This window comes from Ottowia sp. SB7-C50, assembly GCF_033110285.1.
Classification (GTDB): Bacteria; Pseudomonadota; Gammaproteobacteria; order Burkholderiales; family Burkholderiaceae_C; genus Ottowia.
Window position 1 is genome coordinate 1,088,583 of sequence record NZ_CP136995.1, and the last position, 21,322, is coordinate 1,109,904.

Below are 21,322 nucleotides of genomic sequence, written 5' to 3' on the forward strand. Positions count from 1 at the left end.
CTGCGCAGGGGGGACAACGCCAGTGGCCGGTGCAAGCCCGTCCACGGCGTTCGCTGGCATGGCCTGCTCCGCGGCCATTCGCGCGCCGGGCGCGCAAGTCTGATGGAAACCGATATGACGCAAAAAAACAAGATCATCGCCTTCGTCCTGTGCGGCATCGGCCTGCTGGTGCTGCCGCTGGTGCTGCAGCAGTTCGGCAATGCCTGGGTGCGCATCGCCGACATCGCGCTGTTGTACGTGATGCTGTCGCTGGGCCTGAACATCGTGGTCGGCTACGCCGGCCTGCTGGACCTGGGCTACGTCGCGTTCTTCGCCGTCGGCGCCTACCTGTACGGGCTGCTGGCCTCGCCGCACCTGACCGATACCTTTCCCGCCATCGCGGCGATGTTCCCCAACGGCTTTCACACCTCGCTGTGGCTGGTGATCCCGCTGGCGCTGGCGCTGGCCACCGTCACTGGCGTGCTGCTGGGCATTCCGGTGCTGAAGCTGCGGGGCGACTACCTGGCCATCGTGACGCTGGGCTTCGGTGAGATCATCCGCATCTTCATGAACAACCTGGACCACCCGTACAACATCACCAACGGGCCTAAGGGCATCAACCAGATCGATTCGGTGAAGTTTTTGGGGCTGGATCTGGGCCGGCCGCTGACGATTGGCGGCATCGAACTGGCCTCCGTCACGCTGTACTACTACCTGTTCCTGGCGCTGGTGATCGTCACGGTCATCATCTGCCAGCGCCTGCAGGATTCGCGCATCGGCCGCGCCTGGATGGCGATCCGCGAAGACGAAATCGCCGCCAAGGCCATGGGCATCAACACCCGCAACATGAAGCTGCTGGCCTTCGGCATGGGCGCTTCGTTCGGTGGCGTGTCGGGTTCCATGTTTGCCGCCTTCCAGGGCTTCGTGTCGCCCGAGTCGTTCAGCCTGATGGAGTCGGTGATGATCGTCGCGATGGTGGTGCTGGGCGGCATCGGTCACCTGCCGGGCGTCATTCTGGGCGCGGTGCTGCTGGCCGCGCTGCCCGAGGTGCTGCGCTACGTGGCGGGCCCGCTGCAGTCCATGACCGACGGCCGGCTCGACTCGGCCATCTTGCGCCAGCTGCTGATCGCGCTGGCCATGATCATCGTCATGCTGCTGCGTCCGCGCGGCCTGTGGCCGTCGCCCGAGCATGGCAAGGCTCGCCCGCTGGGCACCGGCAAGGTCATGCCCACGTCGGCGCAGCAGAACCCGCCGGGCGTCGACTTTCCCGGTGATGCCGTTCCCGGCAACACCGAGAACCGGCAATACCCCATCAACCCCTGAGCACGGCGGAGCACCAGAGCATGAGCAAGGACGACATCGTTCTCAAGGTACAGGGCGTGTCCAAGCGCTTCGGCGGGCTGCAGGCCCTGTCCGACGTGGGCATCACCATCCGGCGCGGCCAGGTCTATGGCCTGATCGGCCCCAATGGCGCGGGCAAGACGACGTTCTTCAACGTCATCACCGGCCTCTACACGCCCGACAGCGGCACCTTTGAGCTGGCCGGCCAGCCCTACCGGCCCCAGGCCGTGCACCAGGTGGCCAAGGCGGGCATCGCGCGTACGTTCCAGAACATCCGGCTGTTCGCCGAGATGACGGCGCTCGAAAACGTGATGGTCGGCCGCCACGTGCGCACACATTCCGGCCTGGTGGGCGCGGTGTTCCGCACGCCCGGGTTCAAGGCCGAGGAAGACGCCATCGCCGAGCGCGCGCAGCAACTGCTGGACTACGTCGGCATCGGCAAGTACGCGCAGTTCAAGTCGCGTACGCTGTCGTATGGCGACCAGCGCCGGCTTGAAATTGCCCGCGCGCTGGCCACCGACCCGCAACTGATCGCGCTGGACGAGCCGGCCGCCGGCATGAACGCCACCGAGAAAGTGGCCTTGCGCGAGCTGATCGACCGCATCCGCAAGGACAACCGCACCATTCTGCTTATCGAGCACGACGTCAAGCTGGTGATGGGCCTGTGCGACCGCGTGACGGTGCTGGACTATGGCAAGCAGATTGCCGAAGGCACGCCGGCCGATGTGCAGAAAAACGAAAAAGTGATCGAAGCCTATCTGGGCACGGGAGGCCATTGACCATGGCGCAGACTCTGTTGAAAGTTTCGGGCCTGCAGGTCGCCTATGGCGGCATCCAGGCGGTCAAGGGCGTGGATTTCGAGGTGCGCGAGGGCGAACTGGTGTCGCTCATCGGCTCCAACGGCGCCGGCAAGACCACCACCATGAAGGCCATCACCGGCACGCTGCCGCTGGCCGGCGGCAGCATCGAATACCTGGGCAAGTCCATCAAGGGCCAGGGCCCGTGGGACCTGGTCAAGCAGGGCCTGGCCATGGTGCCGGAAGGCCGCGGCGTGTTCACGCGCATGAGCATCACCGAGAACCTGCTCATGGGCGCCTACATCCGCAACGACAAGGCCGCCATTGCCGAAGACGTCGAGAAGGTGTTCACCATCTTCCCGCGCCTGCGCGAGCGCAAGGACCAGCTGGCCGGCACCATGTCGGGCGGCGAACAGCAGATGCTGGCCATGGGCCGCGCGCTGATGAGCCGTCCCAAGCTGCTGCTGCTGGACGAGCCGTCGATGGGCCTGTCGCCCATCATGGTCGACAAGGTGTTCGAGGTGGTGCGCGACGTGTATGCTCAAGGCGTCACCGTGCTGCTGGTCGAGCAGAACGCCAGCCGCGCGCTGGCGCTGGCGGATCGGGGCTACGTCATGGAATCGGGCCTCATCACCATGACCGGCAGCGGCAAGGATCTGCTGTCCGATCCCAAGGTGCGCGCCGCCTATCTGGGCGAATGACCGCATGCCGGCGCCATCTGCCGGCTGCGGTTAGGATCAACTCCTAGTTTTCAACCCGCGGGCTTGGCCCGCTGTCGTCATTTTTTTCAGAAGGATTCAACATGACCCATCGTCAGGCTTTCACGCTTTCCGCCATCGCCGCCGGCGCGCTGCTGGCCGCCAGCGTCGTGCACGCGCAGGACACCCAGACCGTCAAGATCGCCCACGCCGGCCCCACCTCGGGCGGCATTGCCCACATCGGCAAGGACACCGAAAACGGCGTGCGCATGGCCATCGACGAGCTGAACGCGCAGAACCTGACCATCGGCGGCAAGAAGATCAAGTTCGAGATCGCCGCCGAAGACGACGCGGGCGACCCCAAGCAGGCCACCGCCGTGGCGCAGAAGCTGTGCGACCAGAAGGTGGCGGGCGTGGTCGGCCACCTGCAGTCCGGCACCACCATCCCGGCGTCGGGCATCTACAACAAGTGCGGCATTCCGCACATCACCACCGCCGCCACCAACCCCGACGTCACCAAGCCGGGCTACAACACCACCTACCGCCTGATCGCCAACGACAGCTCGCTGGGGGCGGCGCTGGCCATCTACGCGGCCGACGCGCTCAAGCTGAAGAACGTGGCCGTCATCGACGACCGCACCGCCTACGGCCAGGGCCTGGCCAACGTGTTCAAGGAAACCGCGCGCCAGAAGGGCATGAACGTGGTGGCCGAGGAATTTACCACCGACAAGGCCACCGACTTCATGGCCATCCTGACCAACATCCGCGGCAAGAAGCCCGACGCCATCTTCTACGGCGGCCTGGACGCGCAGTCCGGCCCCATGCTGCGTCAGCTGGAGCAGCTGGGCCTGGGCAACGTCAAGTTCTTCAGCGGCGACGGCTCATGCACCGAAAAGCTGCCCGAGCTGGCGGGCAAGGTGGCCATGGTGGGCAACGTGACCTGCGCCACCGGCGGCATCTCGGTCGAGAAGATGGCCGGCGGCCAGGACTGGAAGAAGCGCTACGACGCCAAGTTCCCCGGCGCGTTCCAGATCTACAGCCCCTACGCCTACGACGCCACCATGGTGCTGGCCGACGCGATGAAGCGCGCCAACTCGGTCGACCCCAAGGTCTACGTGCCCGCCATGCGCCAAACCAACTACAAGGGCGTGACGGCGCAGATCCAGTTCACCGACAAGGGCGAACTGACCAAGCCGGCCGTAACGCTGAACGCCTACCGCAACAACGCACGCACGCCGCTGAACTGATCGTGCCCTGCGCCTTGGCGCCATGAAAAAGAGCCCCGGTCGCCCGGGGCTCTTTGCTTTTGTGCTATCAAAAAGAGATCAATCCACCTTGGCGCCCGACCGTTTGACGACCGGCTCATAGCGCGCACGCTCGCGCGCCATCAGGGCGCCGAACTGCTCCGGCGTGGTGGGCACCGGCTCGGCCATCAGCTGGGCAAAGCGCTGCTGCGTCTCGGGGGGCCCGCAGCGCTTCGGTGAAGGCGGCGTTCAGCCTGCCGATCACGTCGGCCGGCGTGCCGGCGGGCGCCACCAGGCCCCACCAGGTGTCGACCTCGAAGCCCTTGATCACCTCGGCCATGGCGGGCACGCCGGGCAGCAGGGGCGAGCGCTGGGCGGTTGTCACGGCCAGCGCCTTCAGCTTGCCGGCCTTGATGTTGGCCGATGCCGTGGCCAGGTTGTCGATGTTGAAGTCCACCTGGCCCGACAGCAGGGCCAGTTGCGCCGGGTTGCCGCCGTTGTACGGAATGTGCACGGCGAAGATGCCCGCGCCCTGCTTGAACATTTCGCCCGCCAGGTGCCCGGCCGAGCCGTTGCCGCCCGAGCCGTAGTTGAGCTTGCCCGGATTCTTCTTGGCATACGCGATCAGGTCGGCCAGCGTCTGGATGCGCAGCCGCGCGGCGCTGTCGGCGTTCATCACCAGCACGTTGGGCACGCGCACCATCTGCGTGATGGGGGCGAAGTCCTTGCCGGCGTCGAAGGGCATCTTGCGGAACAGCCAGGGGTTGATGGCGTGCGTGGCCACCGCGGCGATGCCGATCACGCTGCCGTCGGGTGCGGCCTTGGCCACGTAGTCGCTGCCGATGTTGCCGCCGGCGCCGGGCTTGTTCTCGACAATGATGGTGCCCAGCTTGCCTTCGGCACGCTCGGCCAGCGCGCGCGCCGTCACGTCCAGCGGGCCGCCAGGCGCGTAGGGCACGACCAGGCGGATGGGCTTGGCTGGCTGCGCGAAAGCGGCAGCGCTGGCGGCGAGCGCCACGCTGGCGAGCATGAGGGAACGTCTTTGCATGGTGGGTCCTGAAAAGAAATAGGCCTTCAGCGCAGGTCAGTCAGGCGCTGATTGCTACAAAAATAAAAGCAAACGGCGAATCAGCCTGTCAGCTTATCGGCTTCGCTGGTGAAGGCGTCGGCGTAGAACTCATGTTCGGGCAGGCCGGCCTGCTCGACATAGTCGCGCCGCGCCGAATCGACCACGATGGGCGCGCCGCAGGCATAAACCTGGTGGCCGGACAGGTCGGCAAAGTCCTGCAGCACGGCGCGGTGCACGAAGCCGGTGCGGCCGCTCCAGCCGTCTTCGGGCAGGGCGTCGGACACCACGGGCACATAGGTCAGGTTCGGCATCTCGGCGCAGCGGGCCTTGACCCAGGCGTCCATGTACAGGTCGTGCGGGCGTCGGCCGCCCCAGTACAGCACGGCTTCGCGCGTGATGCCCATGAACTGCAGGTGCTCGATGATCGCCTTGATCGGCGCAAAGCCGGTGCCCGAAGCCAGCAGCACCATCGGCTTGGGCGAATCGTCGCGCAGATGAAAGCTGCCGTACGGGCCTTCGATGCGCAGGATTTCCTTTTCCTTCATGGTGCCGAACACGTGGTCGGTGAACTTGCCGCCCGGCATGTGGCGGATGTGCAGGTCGACCATGGGCGCGCCGTTTTCGATCAGCGTGTGCGGCGCGTTGGCCATGCTGTAGCTGCGCCGCGCGCCGTCGCGCAGGATGAACTCGACGTACTGCCCGGCGTGGTACTGGATGATGTCGTTGGCTGGCAGTTGCAGCTTCACGCGCATCACGTCGGGCGACAGCTTTTCAAGCACGGCCACGCGCGCCGGCATTTTCTTGATGGGGAAGGCGCCGGCGTGCGTCACCTGGCGCGACTCCAGCACCACGTCGCTGGTGGCGGTGCCGCAGCAGGTCAGCACGTAGCCGTCGGCTTCCTCCTGCGCGCTCAGCGCCTTGTCCTGGTGCGGGCCGTGGGTGACGGTGCCGCTCAGCTTCCTGCACTTGCACGAGCCGCAGGCGCCGTCCTTGCAGCCATAGGGCAGGCCGATGCCTTGCCGGATGCCCGCTGCGAGCATGGTTTCGCCGGATTCGGCCTCGAAGCTGCGGCCGCTGGGTTGTACGGTGATGGTGTAGGTCATGGCTTGAGTATGCTGGCGGGTTCTGAAACCCCGCTGAACCGATCAATTTTGCCCTCAAACCTGTCGCCCCTGGGTGCGCTGCCCGCGCGCTTCCGGCGCCCGCGCGTGCTCATCGTCGGCTGCGGCGACGTGGGACAGCGCGCCGCGCGCGGGCTGGTGCCACGCGTGCGCGTGCTGGCGCTGTCGCGCGATGGGTCGGCGGCGGCGCTGAGTGCGCTGCGCGCGCAGCGCATCCAGCCGCTGGTGGGCGACCTGGACGACGCCGTCCGCCTGCGCCGGCTGGCGGGCATCGCCACGCGCGTGCTGCACCTGGCGCCGCCGCCCGGCGAGGGTGACGGCGACCCGCGCACCCGCGCGCTGGTGCGGGCGCTGGCGCGCCGCACGCCGCCGCTGGCGCTGGTGTATGGCTCGACCAGCGGCGTGTACGGCGACTGCGGCGGCGCGCACATCGACGAAACGCGCGGCCTGCGCCCCGCCACTGCCCGTGCACGCCGCCGCGTGGCCGCTGAAGGTCACGTGCGCGCCTTTGGCCGCGCCGCCGGTGTGCGCACCAGTGTGCTGCGCATACCCGGCATCTACGCCGCCGACCGCGAGGGCGGCACGCCGCGCGCCCGCCTGCTGCGCGGCACGCCGGTGCTGGCGCCCCAGGACGACGTCTACACCAACCACATCCACGCCGACGACCTGGCGCGCGCCTGCGTGCTGGCGCTGTGGCGCGGCGCGCCGCAGCGGGTCTACCACGCCAGTGACGACAGCGCGCTGAAGATGGGCGACTACTTCGACCTGGCCGCCGACCTGTACGGCCTGCCCCGTCCGCCGCGCGTGCGCCGCGCCGACGCCGCCCAGCACCTGCCGGCCACGCTGCTGTCCTTCATGGGCGAATCGCGCCGGCTGGACAACACGCGGCTCAAGCGCGAGCTGCGCCTGCAACTGCGCCATGCCACGCCGGCCAGCGGTTTGCTATCCCATTCATAGCTGTACACGCTGTTCAGTCCAGCGTGAGCGGCGTTTATTTATCTGAATGCGGCGCAGCCCAGTGCGGCTGCCACGCAAGCCCCACCATGCCGCCGGGGTTCTGCCGCGCGTGCGCATGCCGTCGGCGGGGCCTGCGTTATTCTGTGGCGCAACCCGCTGACGGCCAGCGCTGGCCGCATGGCGGCGCTGGTCCGGCACCGGCCGTTCCGGCGGCGGCCACATCACAGGAAAGACCATGACACTGATCGACACCCATCGCGCCGATCGGCGCACCTTCATGGCCAGTTCGGCGGCCTGGGCCGCGGCGGGGCTGCTGGCGCCCGCCGGCCTGCAGGCACAGCCCGCGCGCGGGCGCGCCGCCGCGGGCTACGAGCCGCAGCGTGGCCAGTCCGGCAAGGACGTGATCTGGATCCCCACGCCCGACGTGCAGGTCACCCGCATGCTGCGGCTGGCGCAGCTGACGCCGCAGGACTATTTGATCGACCTCGGCTCGGGCGACGGCAAGATCGTCATTGCCGCGGCGCGCGAAGGCACGCCCGGCCTGGGCATTGAATACAACCCCGACATGGTGGCGCTGTCGCAGCGGCGCGCTCGCGAAGCCGGCGTGGCCGACCGCGCGCGCTTCGAGAAGGCGGACATCTTCGAATCCGACTTCAGCCGCGCCACCGTCATCACCATGTACCTGCTGCCGCACCTCAACCTGCGGCTGCGTCCGCGCATCCTGGCGCTGAAGCCGGGCACGCGCATCGTCTCGCACGAATTCCGCATGGGCCGCTGGCGGCCCGACGAGACTTCGCGCATCGGCAATGCGTCGGTTCATTTGTGGCTGGTGCCGGCCAATGTGGGCGGGCAGTGGGAGCTGCAGTTTCCGCAGCGCGCCGGCCCGGCCACGGTGCGGCTCGACGTGGCGCGCCAGCACTTCCAGAACTTCGACGCTGCCGTGGCGTTTGGCGATTTCGAGACCTTCGTGCGGGAGCCCAAGGTGGCGGGCGACCAGGTGCGCTTTGACCTGACCGACGAGGACGGGCACCTGCGCCGCTTCACCGGCCGTGTGGCGGGCGACCGCATCACGGGCAGCGTGTACGACCTGACCGGCGGCGGCGCCGTGCGCGCGCCCTTCAGCGCGCGCCGCCTCGGCGCAGCACCACCCATCGAAGGCAGCGGCCCGGCGGCCGACAACGAGGCCGAATCGCTGGGCACCGAATGACGCTGCCCGCGTCCGAGTCCACCCAGCCGGGGCAGACGCTGGCGCTGCGCGAGGCGGTGGCCATCATCGTCGGCATCGTCATCGGCGCCGGCATTTTCAAGGCGCCGTCGCTGGTGGCGCAGTTCACCGGCTCCACCGGCTGGATGCTGGCGGCCTGGGTGGCGGGCGGGTTGATCTCGCTCATCGGCGCGCTGTGCTATGCCGAGCTGGCGGCGGCCTGGCCGCACGCGGGCGGCGACTACCACTTTCTGCAGCGGGCCTATGGACGGCGCGTGGCCTTTCTGTTTGCGTGGGCGCGCTTTGCGGTCATCACCACCGGCTCCATCGCGCTGCTGGCCTTCGTGTTTGGCGACTACATGAGTGCCGTGCTGCCGCTGGGTGCCTACGGCTCGGCCACCTGGGGCGCGCTGGCCGTCGTGGTGCTGACGTGGCTGAACGCGCGGGGCATTCACGCCAGCGCCAGCGCACAAAGCTGGCTGACGCTGGCCGAGGTGCTGGGCCTGGTGCTGGTGGTGGTGGCCGGCCTGTGGCTGTGGGGCAGCGGTGGCCACAGCATGCCGGTGCCCGATGCGCCCGCGGCGGCAGGCAGCGGCATGCCGGCGCTGGGCATGCTGGGGCTGGCGATGGTGTTTGTGCTGCTGACCTACGGTGGCTGGAACGAGGCCGCTTACCTCAGCGCCGAACTGCGCGGCTCGCGCCGCGGCATCCTGCACGCGCTGGTCATCAGCCTGACGCTGATCACCGTGCTGTACCTGCTGGTCAACCTGGCCTATGTGTACGGCCTGGGCATCCAGGGCATGGCCAGGAGCGAGGCGGTGGCGGCCGACCTGCTGCGCGTGGCCTTTGGGCGCACGGGCGAGACGCTGATTGCCGTCATGGTGGCGGTGGCGGCGCTGACCTCGATCAACGCCACCATGATCGTCGGCGCGCGCACCAACTTCGCTGTCGGGCGCGACTGGCCGCAACTGCACTGGCTGGGCCGCTGGGAAGGCGCGCGCGGCGTGCCGGCGGTGGCGCTGTATGCGCAGTCCGGCTTTGCGCTGGCGCTGGTGGTGCTGGGCGCCAGCCTGCGCAGCGGCTTCCAGACCATGGTCGACTACACGGCGCCGGTGTTCTGGAGCTTCTTTCTGCTGTGCACGCTGGCGCTGATGGTGCTGCGCCGCAAGGAGCCGCACGCGCCGCGCCCGTTCAAGGTGCCGCTGTACCCGCTGCTGCCGCTGCTGTTTGCCGCCGTCTGCGCCTACATGCTGTGGTCGTCGCTGGTCTACGTGAAGGCCGGCGCGCTGGTGGGCGTGGGCGTGCTGGCCGTGGGCGCGCTGCTGCTGGCGTGGCTGGAAACGTCGGCCCGCCGGCGCGGCGCCACGCTGGCGCAGGGGCAATGAGAGAGCCTGGGTGCGTGCACAGCTGCGGATGACAAGTGCTGCATAGTTTGTAGCAGCTGGCGCTTTGTGGATGAGCGCTGGCCGGCACTCGTTGCATGCGGCTGCGATGACGGTCGCGTGCGCAGGCACAAAAAAAGCCTGTCGATGGACAGGCTGGGCGATGCTTGTTGACTGGCCGTGGTGCCCGGGGCCGGACTCGAACCGGCACACCTTGCGGCGGGGGATTTTGAATCCCCTGCGTCTACCGATTTCGCCACCCGGGCGGCCGAAGACAAGCTGGAAATTATGGCACAGTGGACGTCATGAACTACCCGACGATCGAAGACACCATCGGCCGCACGCCCCTGGTGCGGCTGCAGCGCGTGGGCGTGCGCGACAACGCGGCGCGCGGCAACGTGGTGCTGGCCAAGCTCGAAGGCAACAACCCGGCCGGATCGGTGAAAGACCGGCCGGCGCTGTCGATGATCGCCCGCGCCGAAGAGCGCGGCGAGATCAAGCCCGGCGACACGCTGATCGAGGCCACCAGCGGCAACACCGGCATCGCGCTGGCCATGGCGGCCGCCATCAAGGGCTACCACATGGTGCTGATCATGCCGGAAGACCTGTCGATCGAGCGCGCGCAGACCATGAAGGCCTTTGGCGCCGAACTGATCCTGACGCCGCGCTCGGGCGGCATGGAATACGCGCGCGACCTGGCCGACAAGATGGTGTCGCAGGGCAAGGGCCGGGTGCTCGACCAGTTTGCCAACCCCGACAACCCGCGCATCCACTACGAAACCACCGGCCCCGAGCTGTGGGAGCAGACCGGCGGGCGCATCACGCACTTCGTCAGCGCCATGGGCACCACCGGCACCATCACCGGCGTATCGCGCTATCTGAAAGAGAAGAACCCGGACGTGAAGATCATCGGCGCGCAACCGTCCGAAGGCTCGCGCATTCCGGGCATCCGCAAGTGGCCCGAGGAATACCTGCCGCGCATCTACGACCCGAAGGCGGTGGATGAACTGGTGCTGGTCGACCAGCTGGACGCCGAGGACATGGCGCGCCAGCTGGCCAGCGAAGAAGGCATCTTTGGCGGCATTTCGTCCGGCGGGGCGGCCTGGGTGGCGCAGCAGGTGGCTGCGCAGGTGCAGGGCGCCACCATCGCTTTCGTGGTGTGCGACCGCGGTGACCGCTACCTGTCGACCGGCGTCTTTCCGGCCTGATATTTTGATAGAAACCGGCGCTGGCGCTTGCCGGACAAGCGCTCGCAGCTATAAAAACAAAAGCACATGACCCGCTGGAACTACTGCCCCCAATGCGCCACGCCGCTGGAGATGCTGCCCATGCAGGAGGACAGCGGCATCGTGGAGCGCCTGCGCTGCGCCGGCTGCGGCTTCACCCACTGGAACAACCCGACGCCGGTGCTGGCCGCCATCGTCGAATACCGCGGCCAGGTGCTGCTGGCGCGCAACGCGGCGTGGCCGGCCAAGATGTTCGCGCTCATCACCGGTTTCATGGAGGCGGGCGAGACGCCGCAAGAAGGCATTGCGCGCGAGGTGAAGGAAGAAACCCATCTGGACGTGCAATCGCTCGAGTTGGTGGGCGTGTACGACTTCCAGCGCATGAACCAGGTGATCATTGCCTACCACGCGGTGTGCGAAGGCGAGGTGCGCCTGTCGCCCGAACTGGTCGACTGGCGCCTGTACGACCTGCCCGACCTGAAGTGCTGGCCCGCCGGCACCGGCTACGCGCTGGCCGACTGGCTGCGCTCGCGCGGGCACGAGCCGGTGTTCTTCACCGCCGAAGAAAATGCCGAGCGGCGCCGCGGCCTGGACTGACGCACAATCGCCCCATGGACATCGCCAAAGAAGTCGACGCACGCGGGCTGAACTGCCCTTTGCCCATCCTCAAGGCCAAGAAGGCGCTGGCCGAGTTGCAGAGCGGGCAGTTGCTGAAGGTGCTGTCGACCGACGGCGGCGCGCTGCGCGACTTTCAGGCCTTCGCCAGGCAGACCGGCAACGAGCTGGTCGAGCAGACCACCGAGGGCGACACCACGGCGCACGTGCTGCGCCGCCGGTAGACCCGGGGCCGCGCGCTACAGCGTCAGCGACTTCAGGTAGCTGCGGAACGACGCGCCCATCTCGGGGTGCTGCAGAGCCAGTTCCACGGTGGCTTCCAGGAACCCCTCTTTGCTACCACAATCGTAGCGCTTGCCGCTGTACTGGTAAGCGTAGACGCGCTCTTTGCTCATCAATCGCGCAATGGCGTCGGTCAGCTGGATCTCGCCGCCGGCGCCGGGCGTCTGGCTGCGGATTTCGTCGAAGATGCGCGGCGTGAGGATGTAGCGGCCGGCCACGCCCATGCGCGACGGGGCCACGTCAGGCGCCGGCTTTTCGACGATGTGCTCGATGCTGATCAGCCGCTCGCCCGCCGCCTGGCCAGCCACGATGCCGTAGCGGCGCACCTGGTCCAGCGGCACTTCCTGCACCGCCAGCACCGAACGGCCCAGCGCTTCGAACGCATCGGCCATCTGCGCCAGCACGGGCTGGCCGCCCGGCGGGCCCACCATCAGGTCGTCGGCCAGCAGCACGGCAAACGGGCGGTCGCCCACGATGTGCGCGGCGCACAGCACGGCGTGGCCCAGGCCCAGTGAGCGGTGCTGGCGCACGTAGGTGCAGTCCATGTCGTCGGGCGCCACGGCGTGCACCAGCTTCAGCAAGTCGTGCTTGCCGGCGGCTTCGAGCTCGCTTTCCAGCTCGTACGCGGTGTCGAAGTGGTCTTCGATGGCGCGCTTGCTGCGCCCGGTGACGAACACCATGTGGCGCACGCCTGCTGCGTAGGCCTCTTCCACCGCGTACTGGATGAGCGGCTTGTCGACGATGGGCAGCATTTCCTTGGGGCTGGCCTTGGTGGCCGGGAGAAAGCGCGTGCCGAGCCCGGCGACGGGAAACACGGCGGTATGAACGGGGCGCACAGGGGGCATGGCGGATGAAAGCAAATGTTAAAGTCCGGCGCAGAAAGCACACCGGCGGCGCTGGCGCCCGCGCGGCGGGGCACCACGCATCAGGACGAATCGGGGAGGACGCGCTTGGACATACTCCTGCTGCAGGATCTGGCGGACGACGCCCGCGCCTGGCTGGCGGCGCGCCACACCGTGCATTATCGGCCCGATCTGCTGCATGACACGGCGCAACTGCACGCCCAACTGGCCAGCGCCCAGGCCCTGGTGGCACCGCCCGAGGTGATGATCAACCGGCCGCTGCTGGACTGCGCGCCGCATCTGGTCGCCGTCGGCCGCATGCACGACGACAGCGAAACCATCGACCTGGCGGCCTGCCACCGGCGTGGCGTGCGCGTGGTGCTGGCCGCCAGCACCACGGCGAGGGCGCGTGCCGAATACCTGCTGTTCTCGCTGTTGCACCTGTTTCGCACCGGCGGCGGCGCGCTGCCGTGCGCGCCCGGCGCGCGTGATGGGCCGGGGCGCGAGATCAACGACAGCGTGATCGGCCTGTTTGGCCTGACGCCCCCGGCGCAGGCGCTGGCCACCATGCTGGTGCCGCTGGGCGCGCGCGTGGTGGGCTACGACCCGGCCGTGCACCGGCAGGCCGAACTGTGGCAGCGCCTGGGCGTGCAGCCGCTGACGCTGGCTGGCATGCTGAAGATGGCGGACGCGGTGTCGATGCAGCTGTCCTATGCGTCGCGTTACCGCGGCCTGGTGAACGCGCGCGTGCTGGGGGCGTGCAAGCCGGGCCAGCTGTGGACCTGCATCAGCCGGCCGTCGCTGTTCGACCTGCAGGCACTGGCTGCGCGGCTGCAATCGGGCCGCATCGGCGGCTTCATGATCGACAGCGACGATCCGCAGCTGACCGCGCCCGATTCACCCGTGCGACCCGGCCCCCGTGTCACCGTCACGCCGGGGCTGGCCGCGCATACGCAAGAGTCGCGCCTGCGTGGCAGCTGGTATCTGGTGGACCGGCTGCACGATGTGCTGTCGGCCCGAGAGAAGCGGGCTGCGGCGGCCTGAGCAGACACCTAGCCCAGCCGGGCCAGTTGGGCGCGAATCTTCTCCAGCGCCGCACCGAAATCGGCCACGCGCTTTTTCTCCTGCTCGATCACCGCCGGCGGTGCCTTGGCGACGAAGGCTTCGTTGCCCAGCTTGGCCGATGCCTTGGTCATTTCGCCTTCCAGCCGCGCCGCTTCCTTGCCCAGACGCGCACGCTCGGCCGCGACGTCGATCTGCATGAACAGCGCCAGCCGCGCATCGCCCACCACGGCCACCGGCGCGGCCTGTGCGGCCGCCTGCCAGTCGGCTTCGCGGTCGAACACCTGCACCTCGCTCAGTTTGGCCAGTGCCTGCAGCACGGCGGCATGGCCGCGCACGAAGTCGGCATCGCCCAGCGCGTACAGCGGCAGGCGCTGCGCGGGCGATACGCCCATTTCGCCGCGCAGGTTGCGGCAGGCGTCGACAAACTGCTTCAGCCGCGCGACCTGCGCTTCGGCCGCTTCGTCGATGTTGGCCGCCTGCGCCTGCGGGTAGGGCGCCACCGCAATCGAATCGCCCGTCTTGCCGGCGATGGGCGCCACCACCTGCCACAAGGCCTCGGTCACGAACGGGATGATCGGATGGGCCAGCCGCAGGATCGCTTCCAGCACGCGGATTAGCGTGCGGCGCGTGGCGCGCTGCTGCTCGGGCGTGCCGGTCTGGATCTGCACCTTGGCGATTTCGAGGTACCAGTCGCAATACTCGTTCCAGACGAAGTCGTACAGCGTGTTGGCCACCACGTCGAGGCGGTAGTCCTCAAAGCCCTTGGCCACCGCGGCCTCGGTCTTCTGCAGGCGGCTGACGATCCAGCGGTCGGCGGCCGAGCGCGCGTCCGAGCTGTCGCCAGCGCTATCACAATCGTAGCCCTCGCAGTTCATCAGCACGAAGCGCGATGCGTTCCACAGCTTGTTGCAGAAGTTGCGGTAGCCCTCGCAGCGCTTCGAGTCAAAGTTGACGGTGCGCCCGAGCGTGGCCATGGCGGCAAACGTGAAGCGCAGCGCATCGGCGCCGTAGCCGGGAATGCCGTCTGGGAACTCCTTCTTGGTGTTTTCGCGCACCTTGGGTGCGGTTTCGGGCTTGCGCAGGCCGGTGGTGCGTTTTTCGAGCAGCGGCTCCAGCGCAATACCGTCGATCAGGTCGACCGGGTCGAGTACGTTGCCTTCCGACTTGCTCATCTTCTTGCCGTGCGCGTCCAGCACCAGGCCGTGGATGTACACGTCCTTGAACGGCACCTGGCCGGTGAAATGCGTCGTCATCATGATCATCCGGGCGACCCAGAAGAAGATGATGTCGTGGCCGGTGACCAGCACGGAGGACGGCAGGTACAGCGACAGGTCCTCGGTCTTGTCGGGCCAGCCGAGCGACGAGAACGGCACCAGCGCCGACGAATACCAGGTGTCCAGCACGTCTTCGTCGCGGGTCAGCGCGCCCGTATAGCCCTGCTTCTGGGCCTTGGCGCGCGCCTCTGCTTCGTCGCGCGCTACAAAAACTGAACCATCGTCGCCATACCACGCCGGAATCTGGTGCCCCCACCACAGCTGGCGGCTGATGCACCAGTCCTGGATGTTGTTCATCCACTGGTTGTAGGTGTTGACCCAGTTCTCGGGCACGAAGCGCACCTGGCCGCTGGTCACGGCGTCGATGGCTTTCTGCGCAATGGACTTGCCTGTTTCGTCCACCTTGGTCATGGCGACGAACCACTGGTCGGTCAGCATCGGCTCGATGATCTGCCCCGTGCGCGCGCAGCGCGGCACCATCAGCTTGTGCTTCTTGGTTTCGACCAGCAGGCCCTGCGAATCGAGGTCGGACACGATGGCCTTGCGGGCGGCAAAGCGGTTCAGTCCGCGGAAGATGTCGGGCGCGTTGTCGTTGATCGTCGCATCGAGGTTCAGCACGCCGATCATTGGCAGGCCGTGGCGTTGGCCCACCGCGTAGTCGTTCGCGTCGTGCGCCGGCGTGACCTTGACCACGCCGGTGCCGAAGTCCTTGTCCACATAGTCGTCGGCGATGACGGGGATCTCACGCCCCACCAGCGGCAGCGTGACGTGCTGGCCGATCAGGTGCTTGTAGCGCTCATCCTCCGGATGCACCATCACCGCCACGTCGCCCAGCATGGTTTCGGGGCGCGTGGTGGCCACGACCAGTTTTTCGCCGCTGCCGTCGGCCAGCGGATAGGCGATGTGCCACAGGAAGCCGTCCTCTTCCTCGCTTTCGACTTCGAGATCGGACACGGCGGTCTTCAGCTCCGGGTCCCAGTTCACCAGCCGCTTGCCGCGGTAGATCAGGCCCTGCTCGTACAGACGCACGAAGGTTTCGGTCACCACCTTGGACAGCTTGTCGTCCATGGTGAAGTATTCGTGCCCCCAGTCGACGCTGGCGCCCATGCGGCGCATCTGGCGCGTGATGGTGTCGCCGGACTGCTGCTTCCATTCCCACACGCGGGCGACGAAGTTCTTGCGCCCCAGGTCGTGGCGGTTCTGGCCTTTTTCCTGCAACTGGCGCTCGACCACGATCTGCGTGGCGATGCCGGCGTGGTCGGTGCCTGGCACCCACAGCGTGTTGTAGCCCCGCATGCGGTGGTAGCGCGTGAGGCTGTCCATGATCGTCTGGTTGAACGCATGGCCCATGTGCAGCGTGCCGGTCACGTTGGGCGGCGGCAGCTGGATGGCGAAGTTCTCGCCCTGGGCGGCCGCCTCGGCATTGGGCGCGCCGGTGCCGCGCCAGCCCGCGCTGCCGAGGCCCGCCTGCTCCCACGCCGGGCCCCAGCGCGATTCGACGGCGGAGGGCTCGAAGGATTTGGACAGGGACGCAAGCCCCGGTTGCTGCAACGGATCAGACATGGTGGTGGGCGGCACGGCCGCGAGGAGGCGGTAGGGGAGGCTTCGCAACGGCGCAGGGAGCGGGCGCGAAACCCATGATTTTAGCCAGACCACGCTGAGCTGGCAGGCCGCCAGCGCGCATCCAGATACGGTGCCCACGCGCACGCCGGCCCTGAATGACAAAGCGCCTGCAGCTACAAAAACAATAGTAAATGGCGCGCCCGTTTGTGGCGATGGCCAGGTGCCGCCCGCGCCGGCTTCACTAGAATCGCGCCCCATGCCGACACAGCAAGACATCGACCTGCTGGCACGCAGTGTGTTGTGGGGCGCATTTGCGCTTTCGGTGCTGCTGGGCGCCATCATGCATCGCACGCGCTACTGCACCATGGGCGCCATTGCCGACCTGCTGGCCACCGGCGACGCCACGCGCCTGCGCCAATGGGTGCTGGCGGCCGGCGTGGCCACCATCGGCTTTGGCGTGCTGGCCTGGGGCGGCTGGGTGCGCGCGGCCGATTCGCTGTACGCGGGCGCCACGTGGTACTGGCTGTCGGCCCTGGTCGGCGGGCTGCTGTTCGGGGTCGGCATGGTGTTGTCGTCAGGCTGCGGTGCGCGCACGCTGGTGCGCCTGGGCGGGGGCAGCCTGAAGGCGCTGGTGGTGTTTGTGGTGATGGGCCTGGCCGCCTATGCCACGCTGCGCGGCATCACGGCGGTGGTGCGCGACGTGACGGTGGACAAGGTCGCGATCACGTTCGACACGCCCGCCACGCTGGGCCATCTGGCCGCCGCAGCAGCAGGCTGGCCGCTGGGTGCGAGCCTGCTCGGCATGGCGCTGCTCGTGGGCGTGCCGCTGGTGGCGTGGGCGTTGGTCGGGCGGGGGTTCGTCACGGGCCACAACCTGCTCGCGGGCGTGGGCGTGGGGGGCGTGATCGTCGCCATGTGGTGGCTGAGCGGGCACGTCGGCCATGTGGCTGAACACCCTGCCACGCTGGAAGAAGCCTACCTGGCCACGCGCAGCGGGCGCATGGAGGCGGTCACCTTTACCGGCCCGCTGGCGCATGCCATCGACTGGCTGATCTTCTTCAGCGACCGCAGCCAGCGCCTGAGTCTCGGCGTCGCGTCGGTCGCCGGCGTGGTGGTGGGGGCGGCAGGGCATGCGCTGGCCACGCGGCAGTTTCGCTGGGAGGGCTTTCGCACCACGGAAGACCTGGCCAATCACCTGGTCGGCGCCGTCCTGATGGGCGTGGGCGGGGTCACGGCGCTGGGCTGTACCTTCGGGCAGGGCTTGAGCGGGCTGTCCAACCTGAGCCTGACCAGCTTTACCGCCGTGGCGGCCATTGCTGCCGGCGCCGTGCTGGCGCTGAAATACCAGTCCTGGCGCCTGGAGCGGCTGCTGTGACGGCCGTGCAGGCGCCCATCGAATCCGCCCCGGCCGATGCCGAGCGCCGCTTCGGTTCGCTGACGCGGCTGTACGGCGACGCTGGCGCGGCGCGCGTCCGTGCGGCGCACGTGGCCGTGGCGGGCATCGGCGGTGTCGGGTCGTGGGCGGCAGAGGCGCTGGCGCGCACCGGTGTCGGCAGCATCACCCTGATCGATCTGGACCACGTGGCCGAATCCAACGTCAATCGCCAGGCCCATGCGCTGACGCCCACCATCGGCCAGGCCAAGGTGCAGGCCATGCGCGAGCGCATCGCGCTCATCAACCCCGACTGCGTGGTGCACGCGGTCGACAGCTTTGTCGAGCCCGCCAACTGGCCAAGCCTGCTGCCCGCGCCCGTCGACGCCGTGATCGACGCCTGCGACCAGACGGCCGCCAAGCTGGTTATGGCGTCGTGGGCGTTGCGCGAGCGGCAGCTGTTCATCTGCTGCGGCGCGGCAGGCGGCAAGCGCCACGCCGAACGCGTGGAAGTCGCGGACATCGCCGAGGTCACGCACGATCCGCTTATTGCACAACTGCGCTACCGCCTGCGCCGCCAGCATGGCGCCCCGGCCGTCGGCAAGCGCATGGGCGTGGCCGTGGTCTTCAGCCGCGAAAGCGTGGCGATGCCCGAAGCGTGCGACGCCGGTGCGCCGGCCAACGATGGATCATTGAATTGCCACGGCTACGGCTCGCTGGTCAGCGTCACCGCCACCTTCGGCTTTTGCGCCGCCGGCTGGGTGATGGACCAGCTTGCAAAGCGGATGCAAAAATAACGCTATAATTTGAGGCTCGCCTGATGACCGGCTGGTGATCAGGTGGTGTGTGGGACGTTAGCTCAGTTGGTAGAGCAGCGGACTTTTAATCCGTTGGTCGCAGGTTCGAATCCTGCACGTCCTACCAAGCCATACATGGAAAGCCCGCTGCGAAAACGCTAGCGGGCTTTCTTCTTTTTCGGGCGGTGTAAACATCGTGCAGTGCCTCGCCATCGCTGGCGGCGCGGCAGCGCGCATCAGGGTAAGTCATGCCCGGCATGCTGGCAGCCGGCCCTAGAATCTGCTGCAGTGCAACACCGTTCGTACAGGCAATCTCGCTCATGAGCCGCTCCAAAGCAACCGATTCGGCCAGCAAGGCGCCCGCGGGCGGCCAGGCGGCCCAGGCGCGGGTGATCAAGAAGTACCCCAACCGCCGCCTGTACGACATGGATACGTCCACGTACATCACGCTGGCGCAGGTGCGCGAGCTGGTGATGGCGCACGAGGTTTTCGTGGTGCGCGATGCCAAGACGGGCGAAGACCTGACGCGCAGCATCCTGCTGCAGATCATCCTGGAAGAAGAGGCGAGCGGCGCGCCGATGTTCACCGAAGCGATGCTGGCGCACATCATCCGTTTCTACGGGCATGCCATGCAGGGCTTCATGGGCAGCTATCTGGACAAGAACATCCAGGCCTTCATCGACATCCAGGCCCGGATGGCGGAGCAGTCGCAAGGGCTGACGCCGGAGATGTGGAGCCAGTTCATGCGCATGCAGTCGCCGCTGATGCAGGGGATGATGGGCAGCTACCTGGAGCAGAGCAAGAATCTTTTCCTGCAGATGCAGGACCAGATGACGCGCCAGACCGAGCAGGTGCTGGGCGCGTTCGGCATCAAGCGGCCGGGGCCTTGAGCCGGCCGCGGCCGCGGCCTTCGCGCGCGGGCGGCGGGCCTGGCGGCGCGGCTGCCGCAGCCTGATGCGGTCACGTTTCGCTGCGACAATCGACCCATGAGCGAAACCCACACGTCCGCGCCCCGCATCGGCTTTGTATCGCTGGGCTGCCCCAAGGCGCTGACGGACTCCGAACTGATCCTGACGCAACTGGCGGCCGAGGGTTACCAGACCAGCAAGACCTTCGATGGCGCTGACCTGGTCATCGTCAACACCTGCGGCTTCATCGACGACGCGGTGAAGGAAAGCCTGGACACCATCGGCGAGGCGCTGAAGGAAAACGGCAAGGTGATTGTGACCGGCTGCCTTGGTGCAAAAACAATAGCGCCATCCGCAGAAGAGGCAAGCGCAGGCGCCCAAAATGGTTCTGAAAACCTGGTCAAGCACCTGCACCCTGCGGTGCTGGCCGTGACCGGCCCGCACGCCACGCAGGAGGTGATGGACGCCGTGCACCAGCACCTGCCCAAGCCGCACGATCCGTTCATCGACCTGGTGCCCGGCGCGTTCGGCGAAGCGGGCCTGAAGCTGACGCCGCGCCACTACGCCTACCTGAAGATCAGCGAGGGCTGCAACCACCGTTGCACCTTCTGCATCATTCCGTCGATGCGCGGCGACCTGGTCAGCCGCCCCATTGGCGACGTGCTGAAGGAAGCGCGCGCGCTGTTCGAAGGCGGCGTGAAGGAACTGCTGGTCATCAGCCAGGACACGTCGGCCTACGGCGTCGATGTGAAGTACCGCACCGGATTCTGGGACGGCCGCCCCGTCAAGACGCGCATGCTGGAACTGGTGCAGGCGCTGGCCGAGCTGGCCGCGCCGCACGGCGCCTGGGTGCGCTTGCATTACGTCTATCCATACCCAAGTGTGGACGAAGTCATCCCGCTGATGGCCGAAGGCAAGGTGCTGCCGTACCTCGATGTGCCCTTCCAGCACAGCCACCCCGACGTTCTGCGCCGCATGAAGCGCCCGGCCAGCGGCGAGAAGAACCTGGAGCGCATCGCGCGCTGGCGCGAGATGTGCCCGGATCTGGTGATCCGATCCACCTTCATCGCCGGATTTCCTGGCGAGACCGAAGCCGAATTCGAGCACCTGCTCGACTTCATGCGCGAAGCGCGCATCGACCGTGCCGGCTGCTTTGCCTACAGCCCCGTGGAAGGCGCCACCGCCAACGACCTGCCCGGCATGCTGCCGCCCGACGAGCGCGAGGCGCGCCGCGCGCGCTTCATGCAGGTGGCCGAAGAAGTTTCGACCGCCAAGCTGCGCGAACGCGTGGGCGCCACCATGCAGGTGCTGGTGGATTCAGCGCCCGCCATGGGCCGCAAGGGTGGCGTGGGGCGCAGTTACGCCGACGCGCCCGAGATCGATGGCGTGGTGCATCTGCTGCCGCCCGAAAAGGCCAGCAAGACGCTGAAAGTCGGCGAGTTCACCAGGGCCCGCATTGTCGCAACCCAAGGGCACGACCTGGTGGGCGTGGCGGTTTGACCGGGCGCCACCACCGTTGCGGCCAAGCCACGCCGTGGCGTGTGTGCGGCCTGGGCGCTGCGCCGGCACCAAAAAAGAAAGCCGCT

18 protein-coding genes, 2 tRNA genes and 1 pseudogene are annotated in these 21,322 nt (G+C 67.7%); 16 read left to right on the plus strand and 5 right to left on the minus strand.

The genetic code is table 11. The annotated features are described in order from the left end of the window. The first annotated feature begins 114 nt into the window (after window positions 1-114). From R0D99_RS05255 to R0D99_RS05270, 4 genes are all read left to right on the plus strand, one after another. A complete protein-coding gene (locus R0D99_RS05255; protein ID WP_317750328.1) occupies window positions 115-1,302 on the plus strand; it encodes a branched-chain amino acid ABC transporter permease in 1,188 nt (395 codons plus the stop codon). Between the two features lie 20 nt (window positions 1,303-1,322). After that, window positions 1,323-2,099 (plus strand): ABC transporter ATP-binding protein, encoded by a 777-nt coding sequence (locus tag R0D99_RS05260; protein WP_317750329.1) that lies wholly within the window; start codon window positions 1,323-1,325, stop codon window positions 2,097-2,099. A gap of 2 nt (window positions 2,100-2,101) precedes the next feature. Then, complete coding sequence (locus R0D99_RS05265) at window positions 2,102-2,818, plus strand: ABC transporter ATP-binding protein (RefSeq protein WP_317750330.1); 717 nt, start codon at window positions 2,102-2,104, stop codon at window positions 2,816-2,818. Window positions 2,819-2,919: 101 nt separating this feature from the next. Next, a complete protein-coding gene (locus R0D99_RS05270; protein WP_317750331.1) occupies window positions 2,920-4,062 on the plus strand; it encodes a branched-chain amino acid ABC transporter substrate-binding protein in 1,143 nt (380 codons plus the stop codon). A gap of 78 nt (window positions 4,063-4,140) precedes the next feature. Here R0D99_RS05270 and R0D99_RS05275 read toward each other — a convergent pair. Then, a pseudogene (locus R0D99_RS05275) lies at window positions 4,141-5,107 on the minus strand (Bug family tripartite tricarboxylate transporter substrate binding protein). 80 nt (window positions 5,108-5,187) lie between these two features. Further along, window positions 5,188-6,231, minus strand: a complete 1,044-nt coding sequence (locus tag R0D99_RS05280; RefSeq protein ID WP_317750332.1) for a CDP-6-deoxy-delta-3,4-glucoseen reductase — start codon at window positions 6,229-6,231, stop codon at window positions 5,188-5,190. A 48-nt stretch (window positions 6,232-6,279) separates the two neighbouring features. On the opposite strand from R0D99_RS05280, the gene R0D99_RS05285 reads away from it, so the two are divergent. From R0D99_RS05285 to R0D99_RS05295, 3 genes are all read left to right on the plus strand, one after another. Continuing rightward, window positions 6,280-7,206, plus strand: a complete 927-nt coding sequence (locus tag R0D99_RS05285) for an NAD-dependent epimerase/dehydratase family protein (protein ID WP_317750333.1) — start codon at window positions 6,280-6,282, stop codon at window positions 7,204-7,206. Between the two features lie 235 nt (window positions 7,207-7,441). After that, the gene (locus R0D99_RS05290) at window positions 7,442-8,413 is read left to right on the plus strand and encodes a class I SAM-dependent methyltransferase (protein WP_317750334.1); all 972 of its coding nucleotides are present in this window, start codon (window positions 7,442-7,444) and stop codon (window positions 8,411-8,413) included. Continuing rightward, a complete protein-coding gene (locus tag R0D99_RS05295) occupies window positions 8,410-9,795 on the plus strand; it encodes an APC family permease (protein ID WP_317750335.1) in 1,386 nt (461 codons plus the stop codon). The genes R0D99_RS05290 and R0D99_RS05295 overlap by 4 nt, the downstream gene beginning before the upstream one ends. Window positions 9,796-9,973: 178 nt before the next feature. On the opposite strand, the gene R0D99_RS05300 is transcribed toward R0D99_RS05295, so the two are convergent. Then, window positions 9,974-10,058 (minus strand) — tRNA-Leu (locus R0D99_RS05300). Window positions 10,059-10,097: 39 nt separating this feature from the next. Here R0D99_RS05300 and cysM point away from each other — a divergent pair. The 3 genes from cysM to R0D99_RS05315 all read left to right on the plus strand — a co-directional run bounded on the left by cysM (window position 10,098) and on the right by R0D99_RS05315 (window position 11,857). Continuing rightward, window positions 10,098-11,000: a cysteine synthase CysM gene (gene cysM, locus R0D99_RS05305; RefSeq protein WP_317750336.1), complete on the plus strand. Its 903-nt coding sequence runs from the start codon at window positions 10,098-10,100 to the stop codon at window positions 10,998-11,000. A 66-nt stretch (window positions 11,001-11,066) separates the two neighbouring features. Beyond that, complete coding sequence (locus R0D99_RS05310; protein WP_317750337.1) at window positions 11,067-11,615, plus strand: NUDIX domain-containing protein; 549 nt, start codon at window positions 11,067-11,069, stop codon at window positions 11,613-11,615. Window positions 11,616-11,629: 14 nt separating this feature from the next. Further along, the gene (locus R0D99_RS05315) at window positions 11,630-11,857 is read left to right on the plus strand and encodes a sulfurtransferase TusA family protein (protein WP_317750338.1); all 228 of its coding nucleotides are present in this window, start codon (window positions 11,630-11,632) and stop codon (window positions 11,855-11,857) included. Between the two features lie 15 nt (window positions 11,858-11,872). Here the strand turns inward: R0D99_RS05315 and galU are convergent, their stop codons facing one another. Further along, a complete protein-coding gene (galU, locus tag R0D99_RS05320; protein ID WP_317750339.1) occupies window positions 11,873-12,760 on the minus strand; it encodes a UTP--glucose-1-phosphate uridylyltransferase GalU in 888 nt (295 codons plus the stop codon). A 105-nt stretch (window positions 12,761-12,865) separates the two neighbouring features. On the opposite strand from galU, the gene R0D99_RS05325 reads away from it, so the two are divergent. Further along, window positions 12,866-13,801, plus strand: coding sequence for an NAD(P)-dependent oxidoreductase (locus R0D99_RS05325; RefSeq protein WP_317750340.1), 936 nt, complete (start codon window positions 12,866-12,868; stop codon window positions 13,799-13,801). A gap of 8 nt (window positions 13,802-13,809) precedes the next feature. On the opposite strand, the gene R0D99_RS05330 is transcribed toward R0D99_RS05325, so the two are convergent. Next, entirely contained in the window at window positions 13,810-16,659 is a 2,850-nt protein-coding gene (locus R0D99_RS05330) for a valine--tRNA ligase (RefSeq protein WP_317750341.1), read from the minus strand. A gap of 256 nt (window positions 16,660-16,915) precedes the next feature. On the opposite strand from R0D99_RS05330, the gene R0D99_RS05335 reads away from it, so the two are divergent. From R0D99_RS05335 to rimO, 5 genes are all read left to right on the plus strand, one after another. Then, window positions 16,916-18,034, plus strand: coding sequence for a YeeE/YedE family protein (locus tag R0D99_RS05335; RefSeq protein WP_317750342.1), 1,119 nt, complete (start codon window positions 16,916-16,918; stop codon window positions 18,032-18,034). Continuing rightward, window positions 18,031-18,828 carry a ThiF family adenylyltransferase gene (locus tag R0D99_RS05340; protein WP_416365971.1) on the plus strand — a complete coding sequence of 266 codons (798 nt, stop codon included), beginning with the start codon at window positions 18,031-18,033 and terminating at the stop codon, window positions 18,826-18,828. The genes R0D99_RS05335 and R0D99_RS05340 overlap by 4 nt, the downstream gene beginning before the upstream one ends. A gap of 51 nt (window positions 18,829-18,879) precedes the next feature. After that, window positions 18,880-18,955, plus strand: a tRNA-Lys gene (locus R0D99_RS05345). A 193-nt stretch (window positions 18,956-19,148) separates the two neighbouring features. Continuing rightward, window positions 19,149-19,718 (plus strand): polyhydroxyalkanoate synthesis repressor PhaR, encoded by a 570-nt coding sequence (phaR, locus tag R0D99_RS05350; RefSeq protein WP_317750343.1) that lies wholly within the window; start codon window positions 19,149-19,151, stop codon window positions 19,716-19,718. Between the two features lie 96 nt (window positions 19,719-19,814). Next, on the plus strand, window positions 19,815-21,236 hold the full coding sequence (gene rimO / locus R0D99_RS05355; RefSeq protein WP_317750344.1) for a 30S ribosomal protein S12 methylthiotransferase RimO: 1,422 nt from the start codon (window positions 19,815-19,817) through the stop codon (window positions 21,234-21,236). Window positions 21,237-21,322: the final 86 nt, after the last annotated feature.

Bases quoted from the DNA above. Each gene is read 5' to 3' on its own strand.
- R0D99_RS05260 (WP_317750329.1), top strand. From the start codon at position 1,323: ATGAGCAAGGACGACATCGTTCTCAAGGTACAGGGCGTGTCCAAGCGC.
- R0D99_RS05330 (WP_317750341.1), bottom strand. From the start codon at position 16,659: ATGTCTGATCCGTTGCAGCAACCGGGGCTTGCGTCCCTGTCCAAATCC.
- R0D99_RS05265 (WP_317750330.1), top strand. From the start codon at position 2,102: ATGGCGCAGACTCTGTTGAAAGTTTCGGGCCTGCAGGTCGCCTATGGC.
- R0D99_RS05310 (WP_317750337.1), top strand. From the start codon at position 11,067: ATGACCCGCTGGAACTACTGCCCCCAATGCGCCACGCCGCTGGAGATG.
- R0D99_RS05270 (WP_317750331.1), top strand. From the start codon at position 2,920: ATGACCCATCGTCAGGCTTTCACGCTTTCCGCCATCGCCGCCGGCGCG.
- phaR (WP_317750343.1), top strand. From the start codon at position 19,149: ATGAGCCGCTCCAAAGCAACCGATTCGGCCAGCAAGGCGCCCGCGGGC.
- R0D99_RS05315 (WP_317750338.1), top strand. From the start codon at position 11,630: ATGGACATCGCCAAAGAAGTCGACGCACGCGGGCTGAACTGCCCTTTG.
- cysM (WP_317750336.1), top strand. From the start codon at position 10,098: ATGAACTACCCGACGATCGAAGACACCATCGGCCGCACGCCCCTGGTG.
- R0D99_RS05255 (WP_317750328.1), top strand. From the start codon at position 115: ATGACGCAAAAAAACAAGATCATCGCCTTCGTCCTGTGCGGCATCGGC.
- R0D99_RS05335 (WP_317750342.1), top strand. From the start codon at position 16,916: ATGCCGACACAGCAAGACATCGACCTGCTGGCACGCAGTGTGTTGTGG.
- R0D99_RS05295 (WP_317750335.1), top strand. From the start codon at position 8,410: ATGACGCTGCCCGCGTCCGAGTCCACCCAGCCGGGGCAGACGCTGGCG.
- rimO (WP_317750344.1), top strand. From the start codon at position 19,815: ATGAGCGAAACCCACACGTCCGCGCCCCGCATCGGCTTTGTATCGCTG.
- R0D99_RS05280 (WP_317750332.1), bottom strand. From the start codon at position 6,231: ATGACCTACACCATCACCGTACAACCCAGCGGCCGCAGCTTCGAGGCC.
- R0D99_RS05290 (WP_317750334.1), top strand. From the start codon at position 7,442: ATGACACTGATCGACACCCATCGCGCCGATCGGCGCACCTTCATGGCC.
- galU (WP_317750339.1), bottom strand. From the start codon at position 12,760: ATGCCCCCTGTGCGCCCCGTTCATACCGCCGTGTTTCCCGTCGCCGGG.